The organism is Paraburkholderia dioscoreae (genome assembly GCF_902459535.1).
Taxonomy (GTDB): domain Bacteria; phylum Pseudomonadota; class Gammaproteobacteria; order Burkholderiales; family Burkholderiaceae; genus Paraburkholderia; species Paraburkholderia dioscoreae.
On record NZ_LR699553.1, the window covers coordinates 3,468,736 to 3,486,522 of the forward strand.

At 61.6% G+C, this 17,787-nt stretch carries 15 protein-coding genes, 3 tRNA genes and 1 pseudogene; 11 read left to right on the forward strand and 8 right to left on the reverse strand.

Annotation, left to right across the window (positions count from 1 at the left end; translation table 11 throughout):
- The first annotated feature begins 77 nt into the window (after nt 1-77).
- From PDMSB3_RS15550 to PDMSB3_RS15560, 3 genes are all read left to right on the forward strand, one after another.
- Complete coding sequence (locus PDMSB3_RS15550; RefSeq protein ID WP_007180816.1) at nt 78-2,777, forward strand: excinuclease ABC subunit UvrA; 2,700 nt, start codon at nt 78-80, stop codon at nt 2,775-2,777.
- Between the two features lie 702 nt (nt 2,778-3,479).
- Entirely contained in the window at nt 3,480-3,629 is a 150-nt protein-coding gene (locus PDMSB3_RS15555; RefSeq protein WP_007180815.1) for a hypothetical protein, read from the forward strand.
- A 293-nt stretch (nt 3,630-3,922) separates the two neighbouring features.
- On the forward strand, nt 3,923-4,519 hold the full coding sequence (locus PDMSB3_RS15560) for a chorismate mutase (protein ID WP_007180814.1): 597 nt from the start codon (nt 3,923-3,925) through the stop codon (nt 4,517-4,519).
- Nucleotides 4,520-4,666: 147 nt separating this feature from the next.
- Here the strand turns inward: PDMSB3_RS15560 and PDMSB3_RS15565 are convergent, their stop codons facing one another.
- On the reverse strand, nt 4,667-5,818 hold the full coding sequence (locus PDMSB3_RS15565) for an exonuclease domain-containing protein (RefSeq protein ID WP_007180813.1): 1,152 nt from the start codon (nt 5,816-5,818) through the stop codon (nt 4,667-4,669).
- Nucleotides 5,819-6,170: 352 nt separating this feature from the next.
- Entirely contained in the window at nt 6,171-6,374 is a 204-nt protein-coding gene (locus PDMSB3_RS15570; RefSeq protein WP_007180812.1) for a cold-shock protein, read from the reverse strand.
- Between the two features lie 400 nt (nt 6,375-6,774).
- Here PDMSB3_RS15570 and PDMSB3_RS15575 point away from each other — a divergent pair, with 400 nt between their 5' ends.
- Both PDMSB3_RS15575 and PDMSB3_RS15580 read left to right on the forward strand, forming a co-directional pair.
- On the forward strand, nt 6,775-7,023 hold the full coding sequence (locus PDMSB3_RS15575) for a hypothetical protein (RefSeq protein ID WP_007180811.1): 249 nt from the start codon (nt 6,775-6,777) through the stop codon (nt 7,021-7,023).
- 532 nt (nt 7,024-7,555) lie between these two features.
- Nucleotides 7,556-8,701, forward strand: coding sequence for a porin (locus PDMSB3_RS15580; protein ID WP_007180810.1), 1,146 nt, complete (start codon nt 7,556-7,558; stop codon nt 8,699-8,701).
- Between the two features lie 79 nt (nt 8,702-8,780).
- On the opposite strand, the gene greB is transcribed toward PDMSB3_RS15580, so the two are convergent.
- Complete coding sequence (gene greB, locus PDMSB3_RS15585; protein ID WP_007180809.1) at nt 8,781-9,350, reverse strand: transcription elongation factor GreB; 570 nt, start codon at nt 9,348-9,350, stop codon at nt 8,781-8,783.
- A 120-nt stretch (nt 9,351-9,470) separates the two neighbouring features.
- On the opposite strand from greB, the gene PDMSB3_RS15590 reads away from it, so the two are divergent.
- Both PDMSB3_RS15590 and PDMSB3_RS15595 read left to right on the forward strand, forming a co-directional pair.
- Nucleotides 9,471-9,547: transfer RNA gene (locus tag PDMSB3_RS15590), tRNA-Arg, on the forward strand.
- 79 nt (nt 9,548-9,626) lie between these two features.
- Nucleotides 9,627-9,703 (forward strand) — tRNA-Arg (locus PDMSB3_RS15595).
- 117 nt (nt 9,704-9,820) lie between these two features.
- On the opposite strand, the gene PDMSB3_RS15600 is transcribed toward PDMSB3_RS15595, so the two are convergent.
- The 5 genes and pseudogenes from PDMSB3_RS15600 to PDMSB3_RS15620 all read right to left on the reverse strand — a co-directional run bounded on the left by PDMSB3_RS15600 (nt 9,821) and on the right by PDMSB3_RS15620 (nt 14,768).
- On the reverse strand, nt 9,821-10,327 hold the full coding sequence (locus tag PDMSB3_RS15600; RefSeq protein WP_165186830.1) for a phage protein NinX family protein: 507 nt from the start codon (nt 10,325-10,327) through the stop codon (nt 9,821-9,823).
- Between the two features lie 108 nt (nt 10,328-10,435).
- Nucleotides 10,436-12,794: pseudogene (locus tag PDMSB3_RS15605) on the reverse strand (RelA/SpoT family protein).
- A gap of 94 nt (nt 12,795-12,888) precedes the next feature.
- Nucleotides 12,889-13,092 (reverse strand): DNA-directed RNA polymerase subunit omega, encoded by a 204-nt coding sequence (gene rpoZ, locus PDMSB3_RS15610; protein ID WP_006025620.1) that lies wholly within the window; start codon nt 13,090-13,092, stop codon nt 12,889-12,891.
- A gap of 60 nt (nt 13,093-13,152) precedes the next feature.
- Entirely contained in the window at nt 13,153-13,827 is a 675-nt protein-coding gene (gene gmk / locus PDMSB3_RS15615) for a guanylate kinase (protein ID WP_007180806.1), read from the reverse strand.
- Nucleotides 13,828-13,844: 17 nt separating this feature from the next.
- Nucleotides 13,845-14,768 (reverse strand): YicC/YloC family endoribonuclease, encoded by a 924-nt coding sequence (locus PDMSB3_RS15620; RefSeq protein WP_007180805.1) that lies wholly within the window; start codon nt 14,766-14,768, stop codon nt 13,845-13,847.
- 208 nt (nt 14,769-14,976) lie between these two features.
- On the opposite strand from PDMSB3_RS15620, the gene rph reads away from it, so the two are divergent.
- The 4 genes from rph to PDMSB3_RS15640 all read left to right on the forward strand — a co-directional run bounded on the left by rph (nt 14,977) and on the right by PDMSB3_RS15640 (nt 17,728).
- A complete protein-coding gene (gene rph, locus PDMSB3_RS15625; protein ID WP_007180804.1) occupies nt 14,977-15,717 on the forward strand; it encodes a ribonuclease PH in 741 nt (246 codons plus the stop codon).
- Nucleotides 15,710-16,357 (forward strand): RdgB/HAM1 family non-canonical purine NTP pyrophosphatase, encoded by a 648-nt coding sequence (gene rdgB / locus PDMSB3_RS15630; RefSeq protein ID WP_007180803.1) that lies wholly within the window; start codon nt 15,710-15,712, stop codon nt 16,355-16,357. Before rph ends, rdgB begins: the two co-directional genes overlap by 8 nt.
- Complete coding sequence (gene hemW, locus PDMSB3_RS15635; RefSeq protein WP_165186833.1) at nt 16,354-17,583, forward strand: radical SAM family heme chaperone HemW; 1,230 nt, start codon at nt 16,354-16,356, stop codon at nt 17,581-17,583. The genes rdgB and hemW overlap by 4 nt, the downstream gene beginning before the upstream one ends.
- A 55-nt stretch (nt 17,584-17,638) precedes the next feature.
- Nucleotides 17,639-17,728, forward strand: a tRNA-Ser gene (locus PDMSB3_RS15640).
- Nucleotides 17,729-17,787 lie beyond the last annotated feature (59 nt).

Sequence of the window (17,787 nt, forward strand, 5' to 3'; positions counted from 1 at the left end):
TTCATCGGGCATGTTCCGTGCAACCTCACAAGCGTTCTTCCGCATCGCGCGGCCACGCTTATTCGCTATTCATCGATATGGACGCCATCCGCAACAAGCCTCGCTCGACACCGTCCGCACCTGGCGCAAACACATTCACCGGCTTCGTGCGCGTGCGCGGCGCGCGTGAACACAATCTGAAAAACATCGACGTGCAGATTCCGCGTGACGCGCTGGTCGTGTTCACCGGCGTGTCCGGCTCGGGCAAATCGTCGCTGGCATTCGGCACGCTGTACGCGGAGGCGCAGCGGCGCTATTTCGAATCGGTCGCACCGTATGCGAGGCGCCTGATCGACCAGGTCGGCGTGCCTGAAGTCGACGCAATTGAAGGCCTGCCGCCCGCGGTCGCCTTGCAGCAGCAACGCGGCACGCCGAGCGCGCGCTCCTCGGTGGGCAGCGTGACAACGCTGTCGAGCCTCGTGCGCATGCTGTATTCGCGCACCGGCGACTATCCGCCGAAGCAGCCCATGCTGTTCGCCGAAGATTTCTCGCCGAACACAGTGCAAGGCGCCTGTCCGACTTGCCACGGACTCGGTCGCGTGTATGAAGTCACCGAAAGATCGATGGTGCCCGACGACTCGTTGACCATTCGCGAGCGCGCGATCGCCGCATGGCCGCCCGCATGGCACGGACAGAATCTGCGCGACATTCTGGTCACACTCGGCTACGACGTCGATACGCCGTGGCGCGACTTGCCGAAAAAAGACCGCGACTGGATTCTCTTCACGGACGAACAGCCAACCGCTCCCGTCTACGCCGGCCTTACGCCGAAGGAAACCCGCGCTGCGCTCAAGCGCAAGGACGAGCCGAGCTATCAGGGCACTTTCACCGGCGCGCGGCGCTACGTGCTGCACACCTTCGCCAACACCCAAAGCGCGCTGATGAAAAAACGCGTGTCGCAGTTCATGATCGGCAGCGTCTGCCCGGCCTGTCACGGCAAGCGGCTCAAGAAAGAAGCGCTCTCGGTGAAGTTCGCCGGACTCGATATCGGCGAGTTTTCGCAGTTGCCGCTCGCCAGACTTGCCGCGATGCTCGAGCCGATCGCTCGCGGTGAATGGCCGGAAACGGCTGACGCGAATTCCGGCACCGGCGCCGGCAAAACCGCCGGCAAAGGCAGCGTGCTCAGCAGAAGCGCCATGCGCGATGCCGTCGACAAACGGGTCGCATCAGGCGGCTCCGCGCACAAGGCCTCGCCGGACGTGCGGCGCACGCCCAACCTGTCCGAGGAAAAGCGCGTCGCCGCGCAACGCATCGCAGCCGAACTGCTCGAACGGCTGACGACGCTGGTCGATCTGGGCCTGGGTTATCTCGCGCTGGAGCGCAGTACGCCCACGCTGTCGTCTGGCGAATTGCAGCGCCTGCGACTCGCCACGCAGTTGTCGTCGCAGCTGTTCGGCGTCGTGTACGTGCTCGATGAGCCGTCGGCGGGTCTGCATCCCGCCGACGGCGAGGCGCTCTTCAGCGCACTGCAGGGATTGAAGGCGGCGGGCAATTCGCTGTTTGTCGTCGAACACGATTTGCAGATGATGCGGCGCGCCGACTGGCTGGTCGACGTCGGTCCGGCGGCGGGCGAAGCCGGCGGCCATGTGGTCTATAGCGGGCCGCCCGCAGGACTCGCGAAGGTTGAGGCGTCGCAAACGCGCCGGCATCTGTTCGCGCCGCCCGCACCCGTCGACCGCACGCCGCGTGAACCTGCCGGCTGGCTGCGGCTCGCCGGGATCACGCGCAACAACCTGCACGGGCTGGACGCGGCGTTTCCGCTCGGCTGTCTGACTGCCGTCACCGGTGTGTCGGGCTCGGGAAAATCGAGCCTCGTGAGCCAGGCACTGCCCGAGTTGGTTGCAAGCCACCTCGGTCGCGCTTTCGAAAACCCCGACGACGACGAGCAAGACCCGTTGCTCGCCGCCGCGACCGCGCCGACCGGCGGCCATATCGCCGAAGGCATGGATGCCGTGCGGCGGCTCGTGCGCGTCGATCAGAAACCGATCGGCCGCACGCCGCGCTCCAACCTCGCGACGTACACGGGCCTGTTCGACCATGTGCGCAAGCTGTTCGCCGACACGCCGCTCGCCCGCAAGCGCCGCTACGGCGCGGGCCGCTTTTCGTTCAACGTGGCGCAAGGCCGTTGCCCGACTTGCGAAGGCGAGGGTTTTGTCAGCGTCGAACTGCTGTTTTTGCCGAGCGTCTACGCGCCCTGCTCGACGTGTCACGGCACGCGCTACAACCCGCAGACGCTGGAAATCACATGGCGCGATAAAAACATTGCCGAGGTGCTCGGCCTGACCGTCGACGCCGCCTGCGAATTCTTCGCCGACGAAGCCAGCGTGATGCGCGCGTTGAAAGTGCTCCGCGACATCGGCCTCGGCTATCTGCGGCTCGGCCAGCCGGCCACCGAGCTGTCCGGGGGCGAAGCCCAGCGCATCAAACTCGCCACCGAACTGCAGCGCGCGCAACGCGGCGAGACGCTGTATATCCTCGACGAACCGACCACCGGCCTGCATCCCGCCGACGTCGACCGGCTCATGGTGCAGCTCCAGGGACTCGTGGATGCCGGCAATACGGTGGTGGTGGTCGAGCACGACATGCGAGTGGCCGCGCAAAGCGACTGGGTCATCGACGTCGGCCCCGGCGCCGGAGACGCCGGCGGCAACATCGTGGCGAGCGGCACACCCGCCGAGGTCGCGCATGCGAAGGAAAGCCGCACCGCCGGGTATCTGCGGCAACAGCTCGTAGCGTGATGGCGAAGGGAGAAAGCGTGCGCACGTCGAACTGATCGGGCGGCTCGACGCCGTGTCGGAACCGGCTCGCCCGTTCCTCTACTGCACGTTTACGTTTGCGGACGGTCAGTCTTCGCCGCGGATCCACGGGCAGATCGAAGTAACCGACAAACCAGTGGCCCATTCCGCGCCAGCGAAAATCCCGGGCGCCTGCAGCTAAAAGATGACGACCAGCAAAAGGCCCACCGTTCGCGACGCAGCGGTGGGCCGATTTATTCACACACGAATCAGGAAAAGTGTTTTCCTCGTCAACGAATCCCGCGGACCGATCGTTTACGAAACAATGAGGGCTGAATGCCCGGACTGAAATGGTCGGTAATTAACGAACGTTCGCCCCTTTAAGAAGAAAATCCTGCCGATGCGGCAGCGCACAAAATCCACGCGGATTGGCTGATATTAAGCCGATAAGATTGGTGGTGTGCACGAGCAGAGGGCGACGTGCTGAATGACCCGCAGGACAAGGCTCGGAACAACACGGGAAGAAATATCGGACTGCTTTGACTGGCGAAAAGCGCAGGAACAGGCAACCGATAAATTCTATTCAAACATTCCGTTCCATTGTTGGCCTGTGCCGTTAAAGCAACAAACAACCTATGACCCGCATCAGGCTCTGGTGCAAAACGGGGACCGAGGCAGATAATCGGTTTGTAAAGGAGAAAGATCATGGATGCCAAACCACCGAAAGTTCCGACCCCGGATAAAGTCTTTTGCCCGGATCCGGAACCCGCTGGCGTCGAGTTTCTGGGTGCCGAACTGCCTGAGCATGTTCGTGCCTTTTTCGACGAACAACGCAAGTCGTGCGATTCGAAGTAACTATCCAGTTGCGCGATGCAGCATCGGTGTCTGCGCGTCCGGCACGCGGCGCATGTTGGCACGCGCCCAGATTTTCGTGTTCGAACCGATTCGCGACACGGGGTAAGTTGGTCTGAATTGCACAACGCCGGACCGTGCTGCCGGCGTATGTTTCTGCACGCTCTCAAGAGGCCGGTCTGGGGGGTTTCCGCGCCCCCTTCGCTTCCCGTGGTGAAAACGAAGATGCCGCATGATCGGCGCATCGTCTATTCTTCTGGTTTTTCTTCCGCGGCCGCCCGGCCACTGCCACCTCCATGAAACGTTCGTACCGCTTCGGCGCGTCATGCGCGCTCGCGCTCTTCGCTACCCTCGCTTTCACGCCGGCTCCCGCTATCGCGGATGGTGACGATACCGCCCTCACCAATCTGATTGCGCTGGCTTCGCAGCGTCTCGCGCTCGCGGAACCGGTGGCGCGCTGGAAGTGGGCCAACCACCAGGACATCACCGACACGCCGCGCGAGAACGCGCTTCTCGCCGATGTCGAAAAGCGCGCTGCTGCGGGGAATGTCGACCCGGCATTCGCCCGCGCCTTCTTCCAGGATCAGATCGATGCGAGCAAGGACGTGCAAAACGCGCTGTTCGCCACCTGGCGCAGCACACAGGCGCCGCAAGGATCCGCGCCCGATCTTGCGACCAGCACAAGACCGCAGTTGGACCGGTTGACGCAATCGCTCGTGGCTGGCCTCGCACGCGTGCAGCCGCTCCGTGCCGCTCCGGATTGTCCGTCGCGCGTCGCGCAATCGCTCGCGAACTGGAAATCGCTGACCCGCTACGATTCGCTTCGTTCGAGCGCGTTGACGCGCGCGCTTGGGCACGTGTGCGAAACGGGTGGCGTGGGTGCGACCGGCTGATTGGGTCGGCATGAAGCACTAAGCCTGACGCGGGCAGTCCGCCGCGAAGGCTGAATGCGCGCGTTGGGCTGCGTTGAACGGCGGGTTATCGGCTAGAAATTGAGCGGCTGGAAACAACGCCGCTAAATCCCAAGCAGTTGGACTTCATCAAGCCACATTGGCCACGGCCGTTCCGCTCGACATGCTCAACGGCATCACCCGCAGGCCCCGGGCAAGATGGCTCTGCAAAATGCGATACGTCGACAATTCGAATGCTCCCGCGACGCTCGACGCATGCAACTCAGCAGCCTCCGCGAGCGACGCCGCATGGCCCACGTAGCGCCAACGGTCGACGACATGAAACGCGCGAGCCTGCGAGGCTTCCTCGCGCTCCTCGAATACGATCGGTCCCTCGAACGGCCAGGGCGCGTCCGCCGGATCGCTCTTCGCCACACGCGGCACCCGGTTATGGCCAGGGCGCAGCGTCGCGATCCACTGTGCCTCCGCGAGCATCGCGCCCAATTCGCCGCCGGTTGCCCGCCACTCGACACGCCGCACCTGTTGCGCAAGCCGGATATCTTTGGACGAGCGCCGCTCGCCGGTCAAATGTGAACGCAGCCTCTGACGCACGCGCACGCTTCGCCCGACATACAGAGGCAAGTCCTGCTCTCCATAGAATGCATACACGCCACAGCCCGCAGGCGCGGTGTCGAGCAGATCTTCCGTGATGTCGCCGGCAAGCCGGTACCGCCGCGTGGTGCGCTCGATCTGCGCGCGCAGTACGTCGAGCGGCACAAGGCCGTGCAGACGCTGCCAGAACTGCCAGATCAGGTCGGCGTCGGCGAGCGCGCGGTGACGATCGGATGGCACGAGCGTATGACGTTCCACCAAAGCGTCGAGACCGTGGCGTTTTTCCGCCGGGAACAGCGCGCGCGACAAACGCACGGTGCACAACACGTCGGGATCGAACGCCAGTCCCACCCGGCGAAACTCGCCGCGCAGAAAGCCGCGATCGAAACTAGCGTTATGCGCCACGAACAGCTTGCCGTTCAGACGCTCGAAAAGAGCGGGAGCGATGGCCTCGAAAGTCGGTGCGCCCCGCACCATCGCGTTCGTGATGCCGGTGAGTTGCTGGATGAAGGAGGGAATGGGTTGCTGAGGGTCGACCAGACTGCTCCAGCGCGACACACCGGCCGGTCCAACTTCGACCACCCCGACCTCGGTGATGCGATGCTCGGCAGTCGAGCCACCAGTCGTTTCAAGGTCGACGAAAACAATCGGACCATCCAGGGCCGGTTCGGGTAAAAACTGTTCAGACATGGAAAAGAATACTTTGGACGCGTGGCTTTGCGGCAAGTATGCACCAGTTGGCCGCCGCGTACCCGAACAGCATGTATAACAGCGGCCTCACCAGGGCGCGGCAACCCCGTTTTCGCGCGAGCAAACGGTGAGCTTGAAACAACGGATCGTTATGCTTCTCAGCGGCAGGCCAATATCTAAATCATGCAGGATGGTTTTTAGCGAGTGTCTGCACCCGTTCAAATCATTCCGAACCAGATAGTTAAAACAATCTTTCGCGGTCGAATAACACTGGCATAAAAAAGCCCTCGCGTTTTGCGAAGGCTTTCGCGCGTTCCGCTGCCCGGCACTGCCCGCGCAGCATTGACTGCTATTACAGCGGCTGGATGTTCGCCGCCTGCTTGCCCTTCGGGCCCGCCTTGACGTCAAACGAGACGCGCTGGTTTTCCTTCAGCGATTTGAAGCCGTCGGCGCGAATCTCCGAAAAGTGCGCGAACAGATCTTCGCCGCCCGAATCCGATGTGATGAAGCCAAAGCCCTTAGCATCGTTGAACCATTTGACGATACCGGTTTCCATTTTTTCAGTTTCCCTCGATGAATTATCAAAATCGGGCATTGCCCTCGAACCGAATATCACCAGTCTGCGCAACGGGATCTGCGAGGTGACATTTGGAATTGCCGTTATACGGGGAACAAAGAAATACCGTCAAGTGAATTCTGGAGATGCGCTTAGCGCGTGAACCGATATGGTCCCAAAAGAATTCCCGATGCATTATTCAGCGGTAGCCGAATAACCCGCAAGTCAATATTACTTAATCGTTGGCGAAACATGGATCTGAGCGGGAAAATTTTCAGCATATTAAAGGAGGATATGTAACAAAAGATGTTTTCAGTAAGTGTTTGTCCGACTTGCTGCATCGCATCCATGCCGCGATGATTGAAGTCAGCAGTTTGTAGTAACGCTTCAGGAGATTGTCATGCTGTTCAACGAAATCCGCCGTCTCGTCGCCTGGCTGACCCACTCGCATACTGATACGGCTTCCGGCCCATCCGCGGCGCGCGCAGAAACGCCCTCCGCATTCGAATTCGATCCCATGTGGCATGGGGATCACTGGCAGAACCTGCTGTCGTGCCCGATGGACGCGCGCCGCTACGTGATGGAAGACTGGAGCGTCTCCGTAGTAGAGAACTGGAACGAAGCGGACGGCGCGGCACCCGCGCACTGACGTATTCGCCAATTGTCGGCCGACCGCCAGACGAAAAAAAAAGCGCGACTGAAAAGTCGCGCCGACAAAGGTTTGGAGATCTTTTTCGTCAACGAAAAAGTCTGCTTCGGAAAGCAGAACTTTTAGTATAGCGGCTCCGCTCATTTCGATTATTCACACAAATTACAATCATCTATTGCGGCAACAACAACAATCCTCTATTACGTTTTATTGCGTTGTTTTTTTGCATCGATTAGTGTCGCAAATCAGCAACGCAAGATCACCACTGCACCTTTCCAATCTCCGCAAAACTGCCAAAAGCCTTTGTTTATAAGGCTTAAGCGGCATTCGCATATCGTTTCCGAACGCGTAATACTTTATTGCGAAAATCGGAACGTCCACTTTGCAGAGTGTCTCTCTACACTCTGCCTAACCGGAAACCGGCGCGATTTGTTCAGCGCGCTTCTCACTCGGATTACGCCTCTCGCAGCGCCCCGCGTGAAGGTCTCCTAAGCCTGGGTTTAATGCCCACTCTCGCTCTCGGAGTTACAAGATGAAAAAGACACTCATGGTCGCGGCCCTTACGGGCGTTTTCGCAACGGCGGCACATGCCCAAAGCAGCGTCACGCTGTACGGCTTGATCGACGCCGGCATCACCTATACGAACAACCAGCACGGTCATAGCAACTGGCAGGAAACGAGCGGCTCGGTGAACGGCAGCCGTTGGGGTCTGCGCGGTTCTGAAGATCTGGGCGGCGGACTGAAGGCCATCTTCACGTTGGAAAACGGCTTCGGCATCAATGACGGCACGCTCAAGCAAGGCGGCCGCGAATTCGGCCGTCAAGCTTTCGTGGGTCTGACGAGCGACCAGTTCGGCTCCGTCACCCTTGGCCGTCAATACGACAGCATGGTCGACTATGTCGGCCCGCTGGCCCTGACCGGCACGCAATACGGCGGCACGCAGTTCGCGCACCCGTTCGACAATGACAACCTGAACAACTCGTTCCGCGTCAACAACTCGGTCAAGTACCAGAGCGTGAACTACGGCGGCTTCAAGTTCGGCGCGTTGTATGGCTTCTCGAACCAGGCCGACGGCTTCGCGAACAACCGCGCATATAGCGCGGGCGCGTCGTACAACTGGGGTGGCCTGAACCTCGCCGCCGCTTACCTGCAACTGAACAGCAACGGCGCAACCGGCGCGGCTGCGGCGTTCAATTCGGGTGGCGCGGTGTCGAGCGACAACACGTTCTTTGCCGGCCGTCAGCAAACGTGGGGCGCCGGCGCGAACTACGCGTTCGGCCCGGCAACGGTTGGCCTCGTGTATTCGCAAACGAACCTGTCGAGCCTGGCTGGTATCGGCGCGGGTGCATCCGGTCAAACCGGCGGTATCGGCTTCGCCAACAACAGCGCTCACTTCCAGAACTTTGAAGCGAACGCCCGCTATGCACTCACGCCGGCGGTCAGCATTGCCGGTTCGTATACGTACACCCGTGCAAGCCTGGCTGGCACGCGTCCGCACTGGAATCAGTTCAATCTGCAAACCGCATATGCGCTGTCCAAGCGTACCGATGTGTATCTGCAAGGGGAGTATCAGCAAGTCAACGACAACGCCGTCGTGGATGCCGACATCAACGGTCTGGCCGCTTCGGGCAACAACAAGCAGGTCGCTGTGACCGCAGGTCTGCGTCACCGCTTCTAAAGCTGCCTGACGTACCCGCAGTCTCGAAGGCGCCGTTCGCGGCGCCTTTTTTTTGCCACGTCGTGCGGTGTCGAGCGGCCTAACTGCCGGCTTCAGGCGACGGATATTTGACGTCCAGTATGTCGATCGGCTGCGGGCCGGCTGGGGTATACAACGTGACCGTATCGCCGATTTTCGCCTTGAGCAGCGCACGCGCAATCGGCGAAATCCAACTCACGTGCGCGATATCCAGATCCACCTCGTCGATGCCGACAATCGTCACGGTATGCACTTCGCCGTCTTCGGTCGCGTACTCGACGGTTGCGCCGAAAAAAACCTGATCGACGTTCTCCTGTTTGCTGCTGTCGACGATTTCGGCGAGATCGAGGCGTTTGGTGAGAAAGCGGATGCGCCGGTCGATCTCGCGCAAGCGGCGTTTGCCGTAGATGTAATCACCATTTTCAGAGCGATCGCCGTTGGAGGCGGCCCACGACACCAGCTTGACCACTTCCGGCCGCTCCACGTCAATCAGATGCAGCAGTTCATCGCGCATACGCCGGTAGCCGGCGGGCGTGATGTAGTTTTTCGTGCCAGCGGGAATGTCCGGCTGGGCGACGTCGAGGTCGTCGTCATTCTCTTCGCTCGACTCTTTGACAAAGGCCTTGTTCATGATGATCCGGTAACTGCAGCAAGCGACTGCCTATCAAGGGTACACGATCACGACTATGAGACAAATCGCACCTACGCGCTTCCTTTTTTCAAAACCTTTGCTATAATCTCGTTTCTGCGTGCGGCTGTAGCTCAGTTGGATAGAGTACTTGGCTACGAACCAAGGGGTCGTGGGTTCGAATCCTGCCAGCCGCACCACTTATTCGAGGGCCTCCCTCCGGGGAGGCCCTCACGTTTTGCCCCAGTTTCACTGCAGTGTGTATCACCCGTTTAGCGTGCGGCTGTAGCTCAGTTGGATAGAGTACTTGGCTACGAACCAAGGGGTCGTGGGTTCGAATCCTGCCAGCCGCACCACCTATGAAGGGCCTTCCGATCGGAAGGCCCTTTGTTTTTATCCCGTGCGTTTTTGTCCCGCCCTTCCTGCCTCACAGCTCCTCTGCTGAAGGCCGGGCGCCGACACGGCACAAGCCATCAGCGTGGCGGCGACTGAATATCCCCGATCTGCCCATCCGGCCGGGGCACATCTCCGAACGAACTTACCGCCGCCTGATCACCGGCGATCTCCCGCTCGCCGATCGGTTGCGCCCGGTCGCCCGTCAGCGCCTGCGCTTCATGCAACACGTCGTCCACGGTATCGCCAAAACGGCTTTCGACGAACGCCCGCAGCAGCGCGACCCGCAAGGAGTCGCCCCGCCCTTCCACGGTTCGGTGTCCGCCTTCGAATTCCGCGATGCAGTGCGCCGAACCCTGGTGGGTGCGCTCGCGCACTTCCAGGCGCTGCGCGCGCTCCAGCACTGCCGCCGCAGCCTCCCATGACGTGGACGGCGTAAACCGGCCGTCCCACGAACGACCACGGTCGTTGCCGCGAATCGAGACAGTTTCGCCGCCATCGGTAAAGTGGATTTCGCGCACGAAGTCGTGCAGGCTGCGGGCGACCCAATAGTCGAGCGCCAATCCGGTAAGGTCAGCTACATTCACAAGCGTTCTCCCTGAGTTTCAGTTGAGACTCGCGCGTAGCCGGTGCGTTCAGATTCGCACGAAGAGATAAGAAACGGCCCGAGGCCGCCTCAGGGCCGCCGCAGCCGATCAGTAGTCAGCCCGCTCGCGGTCGATCCGCATCCCGCCCTCGTGACGGTGATGGCCTTCCTCGCTCGGCCGTTCGCGTGCAATGCGCATGACGTCCGGGTTCGTGCGCACGCGGCGCATTACATTGGCCAGGTGGACGCGGTCGCTGACCTGAATCACGAAGCGCAGCACCGTGGATTCCTGCGACAGATCTTCGTCCATTGCAATGTGGACGATGTTGGCATCCGCCGACGTGATATCCGCCGCCACGCGCGCAAACACGCCCTTGGTATTCTTGACCAGCACCTTCACGGCGACGTCGAACAGACGCCCCGGTTGCGGCGCCCAGGCGACGTCGATCCAGCGGCCCGGATCACGCCGGTGGATACGCTGCGCGACGCGGCAATCCGTGGTGTGAATGGCCATGCCGAGACCGATGCCGATATAGCCCATGATGTCGTCGCCCGGAATTGGACGGCAGCACGCGGACAGTTGTACCGACATGCCCTCCGTACCGGTGATGACAACCGGCGGCGCATGCGGGGCGTTGCTGTCGGAGCGCGAGCCGTCGTCGTCGGCGTCGCGGCCGCTCATCAGCACTTCGATGCGTTTGGCCATGACCGCCGCGACACGCCGGCCAAGGCCGATGTCCGCGAAAATTTCCTGGCGGTTCTTGTTGCCCGTCCACTGCACGAGCTTTTCCCACGCTTCCGGCGTGACGTCCGAGAGGGCCAGCCCATAACCCTTCAGCGCCTGATCGACCAGGCGCTCACCAAGCTGAACGGACTCGTTCAGGCGCATGGTCTTCAGATAATGACGGATGGCCGAGCGCGCCTTGCCGGTACGCACGAAACCGAGCCACGCCGGATTCGGCTTCGAATACGGCGCCGTGATGACTTCGACGATATCGCCGCTCTTCAGTTCGGTGCGCAGCGGCAGCAGTTCATTGTTGATCTTCACCGCGACGCACTGGTTGCCCAGGTCGCTGTGGATCGAATACGCGAAGTCCAGCGCCGTGGCGCCGCGCGGCAGCGCCATGATCTTCGACTTCGGCGTGAACACGTACACCGCGTCTGGGAACAGATCGATCTTGACGTGCTCGAGGAATTCGCTCGAGTCGCCTGCTTCGCTCTGAATGTCGAGCAGCGACTTGAGCCATTGGTGCGCGCGCTTCTGCACGTCGTTCAGATCGGCGCCGCCGTTCTTGTACAGCCAGTGCGCGGCCACGCCCGCTTCGGCGATTTCGTGCATCTTGCGCGTGCGCACCTGAAACTCGATCGGCGCGCCGAACGGGCCGACCAGCGTGGTGTGCAGCGATTGGTAGCCGTTCACCTTCGGGATTGCGATGTAATCCTTGAACTTGCCCGGCACGGGCTTGTACAGCGCATGCAGAGCGCCGATGCAGGTGTAGCACTCCAGCGCGCTCTCCACCACGACGCGAAAGCCATACACGTCGAGCACCTGCGAGAACGACAGCTGCTTGTCGCGCATCTTCTTGTAGATGCTGAAGATGGTTTTTTTCGCGGCCGGTGACTTCGGCGTCGAGCTTCGCGTCTGCAATCGCGCGCTGCACCGACTCGAGAATCTTGCCGACCACTTCGCGCCGGTTGCCGCGCGCCGCCTTGACGGCTTTTTCGAGCGTGGCGTACCGGTGCGGATTGAAGTTCGCGAAGCTCAGGTCCTGCAGTTCGCGATACGTATTGTTCAGGCCCAGCCGGTGAGCGATCGGCGCGTAGATATCCAGCGTTTCGCGCGCCACGCGGCGGCGTTTTTCGGCCGGCACGGCACCCAGCGTGCGCATGTTGTGCAGCCGGTCGGCGAGCTTCACCAGAATCACGCGGACGTCGCGCGCCATTGCGAGCAGCATCTTGCGGAAATTTTCCGCCTGCGCTTCCTCGCGATTGCGAAACTCCATCTTGTCGAGCTTGGACAAGCCGTCGACCAGTTCCGCGACCTTCGCACCGAAACGCTCGGCGAGTTCGGCCTTGGTCACGCCCTGGTCTTCCATCACGTCATGCAGCAGCGCCGCCATGATCGACTGGGCGTCGAGATTCCAGCCGGCGCAGATTTCCGCGACGGCAACCGGATGCGTGATGTAAGGCTCGCCGCTCTGGCGGTACTGGCCGAGGTGGGCTTCGTCGCTGAAATGGAAGGCCGCCTTGACTTCCTTGATCTCTTCCGGCTGCAGATAGCCGGACAAGGCGGACGTCAGCTTGGCAATGGAGACGACGTCATGCCGGCGCGGTTGCTCCGGCGTGGCGGTCGGGCCGAACAGATGGCGAAACGACTGTTCGAGGACCGCGTCGATGTACTTCCGTGCAGACGAGGGCGAGTCGGCGTCGTGTTCCACTTCCGTGGCGGTGGGCGGGGTCGTACTCATGTTCGCCTCCGTATCGGTTAGGGTTGGACGCCGGTCTGCACGTTGATCAATTACAGGTGTGGCAAATGCGCAATCGAAAACGGAACAGTGCGCCTTAAACAGGCACCTTCTTCAGCATTTCGACACCGACCTGACCGGCCGCGATTTCGCGCAACGCGACGACCGTGGGCTTGTCGCGGCTTTCGATCTTCGGCGTGTGGCCTTGAGCGAGCTGACGCGCGCGATAGGTTGCGGCAAGCGCCAGTTCGAAACGGTTCGGGATCTGTTTGAGGCAGTCTTCGACGGTAATGCGGGCCATGTTGGGTTCCTTCTCAGTATGTTGCTTATTCTACCTTATGTGCTCGGTACGCCGCCGCGCTTACGCGTGTGGCAGGTGAATGCCGAGCTGCACGAAAAGCTGCGTGTGGCGCGCGTATTGCGAGGCGAAGCGCGAACGCGTCGCGGCCACGAGGCATTGCAATTCACCGAGCGCGCGATCGAAGTTCTCGTTGATCACCACGTACTCCGCTTCCGCTGCGTGCGCCATCTCGCTACCGGCCGCGAGCAGCCGGCGTGTGATCACGTTCGGCTCGTCCTGGCCGCGCTTCTTCAGACGCTCTTCGAGCGCTTCGAGCGACGGCGGCAAAATGAAGATTTCGACCGCGTTGTGAAACTGCTTTTTCACCTGCTGCGCGCCTTGCCAGTCGATTTCGAGCAGCACGTCATGGCCGCTTTTCATCTGGTCCTCGATCCACACGCGCGAGGTGCCGTAGTAGTTGCCGTGCACTTCCGCGCTTTCCAGAAACTCGCCGGCATCGTGACGCTGCATGAAATCGTCGACGGTGGTGAAGTGGTAGTGCTCGCCGTCCTGCTCCTTCGGACGCGGCGGGCGCGTCGTGTACGAAATCGACAGACGGATCGCGTCGTCGCCGGCGAGCAGCGCGTTCACGAGCGTCGACTTGCCCGCGCCCGACGGCGCGACGACCATGAACAGGTTGCCCGGGTAAGCACCGGCGTAAGGATTGCGCGGCGTTTCGCGTGTGTGGTCGGTCATTTTTGTGGTGCTCCAGCTTATTCCAGATTCTGTACCTGTTCGCGCATCTGTTCGATGAGCAGCTTCAGGGTCATCGACGAATCCGCCAGTTCCTTCGCGGCCGCCTTCGACCCGAGCGTGTTCGCTTCTCGATTGAGCTCCTGCATCATGAAGTCGAGGCGCTTGCCGACCTTGCCGCCCTTCTGGATCACGTGACGCGTTTCGTTCAGGTGAGCCGTGAGGCGCGACAGTTCTTCGGCGATGTCGATACGGATGCCGTACATCGTCACTTCCTGGCGAATCCGCTCGTTGATCTCTTCGCGCGAGACACTCGTCGTCGCCGTATCCGGCGCGGCGATACCGAGCGCTTCCTGCAAGCGTTCGACAATCTTCTGCTGATGCTTGGCGATCAGTTCCGGCACGAGCGGGGTGATCTTCGTGACGATCGCTTCCATTTCAGTGACGTTGGCGAGCAGCATGGTCGCCAGTTGCGCGCCTTCGCGAGCGCGCACGTCGATCAGGTCCGTAATGGCCTGCTTGCCGCATGCGAGCACGGCGTCGCGCAGCACTTCGGGCGCCACGCCGCTTTCCGCCAGAATGCCGGGCCAGCGCAGAATTTCGCCGGTGCGCAGCCGCCCTGCTTCCGGAAACGTGGAGAGCACCGTGCGTTCGAGCAGCGCGAGTTGCGCCAGCGCTTCGCGATTGATCGAGCCCGCGTTGGCGGACTGATCGCTGCGTTGCAGATTGATACGGATATCGACCTTGCCGCGCGACAGCTTGTTCATCAACATCTCGCGCAGCGTGGGTTCGCTCACGCGCACGTCTTCCGGCATGCGGAAGTTCAGATCGAGAAAGCGCGAGTTCACGGTGCGCAGTTCGACCGATACGCTCACGCCGCCTGTGCCTGAGGCTCCGACGAGTTCGCGCGTGGCGCTCGCATAGCCAGTCATGCTGTAGATCATCGTATTTCTCGCGATTGTGGCCATGCGTTCGACGATGGCCGGAGAGTCGAATCGCCCGGCGTGTACGAGGCGCGGGGCGGGGAAACACCATTATCCCATTTTTGGCGACGAGCCCCTTGGAGAGCCAAGGCACATGCGGGCAGCCGCCGCGCCCGATCGGCTGTAAAATCGCGCTTTCCCTCCTGCATTTTTCCTGACCGATTCCAACATGACCAACAACACCCAACGCCCCAGCGGCCGTCAGGCCGACCAGCTGCGCGACGTGCGCATTACGCGCCACTACACGAAGCACGCGGAGGGCTCGGTGCTGGTCGAATTCGGCGACACGAAAGTGATCTGCACCGCGAGCATCGCCGAGAGCGTGCCGTCGTTCCTGCGCGACCGCGGCCAGGGCTGGCTCACCGCCGAATACGGCATGCTGCCGCGCGCCACGCACACCCGCAGCGACCGCGAGGCCGCGCGCGGCAAGCAGACCGGCCGCACCCAGGAAATCCAGCGGTTGATCGGCCGCGCGCTGCGCTCGGTGTTCGATCTGGAGAAGCTCGGCGTGCGCACATTGCATATCGACTGCGACGTGATCCAGGCCGACGGCGGCACGCGCACGGCCAGCATTACCGGCGCGTTCGTGGCCGCGCATGACGCGGTGGCCAGACTGCTGGCCACGGGCCGCATCGAGAGCTCGCCGATCACCGACTACGTCGCGGCGATTTCGGTAGGAGTGTACGACGGACTGCCGGTGCTGGACCTCGACTACGACGAAGATTCGCAGTGCGACACCGACATGAACGTGGTGATGACAGGCGCTGGCGGCTTCGTCGAAATTCAGGGCACCGCTGAAGGCGTGCCCTTCTCGCGCGACGAAATGAACGCGCTGCTGGATCTGGCAAGCGACGGCATCAATACGCTGATCGCGAAGCAGAAGGCGGCGCTGGAGCAAAAGGGTGAATGAGGTGAATCAGGACAACGGCGCGGCCGCATACGGTTCGCCGTTGAAAAAAGTCGTGCTGGCGTCGAACAACGCGGGCAAGCTGCGCGAGTTCGCGGCGTTGCTCGGCGCCGCCGGCATCGAACTGATTGCGCAAGGCGAACTGAACGTGCCGGAAGCCGAAGAGCCGCATCCCACGTTCGTCGAAAACGCGCTGGCCAAGGCTCGCCATGCGGCGAAGCTGACCGGTCTGCCCGCGCTTGCCGACGACTCGGGCCTTTGCGTGCGCGCGCTACGCGGCGCACCGGGCGTCTATTCGGCGCGCTACGCGCAACTTGCCGGCGGCGAAAAGAGCGACGCGGCGAACAATGCACATCTCATGTCGGCGTTGCGCGGCGAAACCGACCGGCGCGCGTATTACTTCTGCGTACTGGCTCTGGTGCGTCACGCCGACGATCCCGAACCGCTGATCGCCGAAGGCCGTTGGCACGGCGAAATGCTCGACGCGCCGCGCGGCACACATGGTTTCGGCTACGACCCGTACTTCTTTTTGCCCGCGCTGAATGCGAGCGCCGCCGAACTCGAACCGGCGGTGAAAAACGCCAGCAGCCATCGCGCGATTGCATTGCGGCAACTGCTCGCGCGCCTGACGGAGGAAGCGTGATTCCGATCAAGCCCACCCCCGCCGATATCGGCAATGGCATTATCAAGGCGTTCACGTCGCCGGGCAGCATCCGGCTGACGTCGCTGCCGCCGTTGGCGTTGTACGTGCATTTTCCGTGGTGCGTACGCAAGTGTCCGTATTGCGACTTCAATTCGCACGAATGGAAAGGCGATACGTTCCCGGAAAACGAATATCTCGATGCCTTGCGCGCCGATCTGGAGATGGCGCTGCCGCTCGTCTGGGGGCGCCAGGTGCATACGGTGTTCATCGGCGGGGGGACACCCAGCCTGCTTTCGGCGGCCGGGCTCGATCGCATGCTGTCGGACGTGCGTGCGCTGCTGCCGCTCGACGCCGACGCGGAAATCACGCTCGAAGCCAACCCCGGCACGTTCGAAGCCGCCAAATTCGCGCAGTTTCGCGCGAGCGGTGTGAACCGGCTCTCGGTGGGCATCCAGAGCTTCAATGAAGCGCATCTGAAGGCGCTCGGCCGTATTCACGATTCGGCGCAAGCGCGCCATGCCGTCGAAGTTGCGTCAACCACCTTCGACAACTTCAATCTCGACCTGATGTTCGCGCTGCCGGGGCAGACGCTCGCCGAATGCCAGACCGATGTCGAGACCGCGTTGTCGTTCGCGCCGCCGCATCTGTCGCTGTACCACCTGACGCTCGAACCGAACACGCTGTTCGCGAAGTTTCCGCCCGCTCTGCCCGACGACGACGCCTCCGCCGATATGCAGGACTGGATTCACGAGCGCACCTCGGCTGCGGGTTACGAACGGTATGAGGTATCGGCGTATGCGCAGCCGCATCGGCAGAGCAAGCACAATCTGAACTACTGGCGCTTCGGCGACTATCTCGGCATTGGTGCGGGTGCGCATACGAAGCTCTCGTTTCCGAATCGCGTGCTGCGTCAGGCGCGTTACAAGCATCCCACCACCTTCATCGAGCAGGCTAAGGCCGGCACGGCGGTGCAGGAAGAGCATGAAGTCGGGACGCGCGACCTTCCATTCGAGTTCATGCTGAACGCGCTGCGGCTGGTGGAAGGGTTTCCGGTGCATCGGTTTATCGAGCGCACGGGAATGTCGATGACGTCGATCGAACCGGCTTTGCAGGAGGCCGAACGGCGCAAGCTGATCACGCGCGACCACGAAAAGATTGCGCCGACGCCGCTTGGCCAGGCGTTCCTGAACGATTTACAGGAGCTGTTTCTGAAAGATCCGCAGTGATTGCGGATCGACCGCACGCCGCAACGAGGTTTTTTCAGGTTACAATTTAGGGCTTGGAGGTGTGGCCGAGTGGTTTAAGGCACCGGTCTTGAAAACCGGCGAAGGAGCAATCTTTCCGTGAGTTCGAATCTCACCGCCTCCGCCAGGACACCTGTTTTGAACCGTCCGGTTCAATCTGAATCAATCGCGCAAAGCCTTACCAGC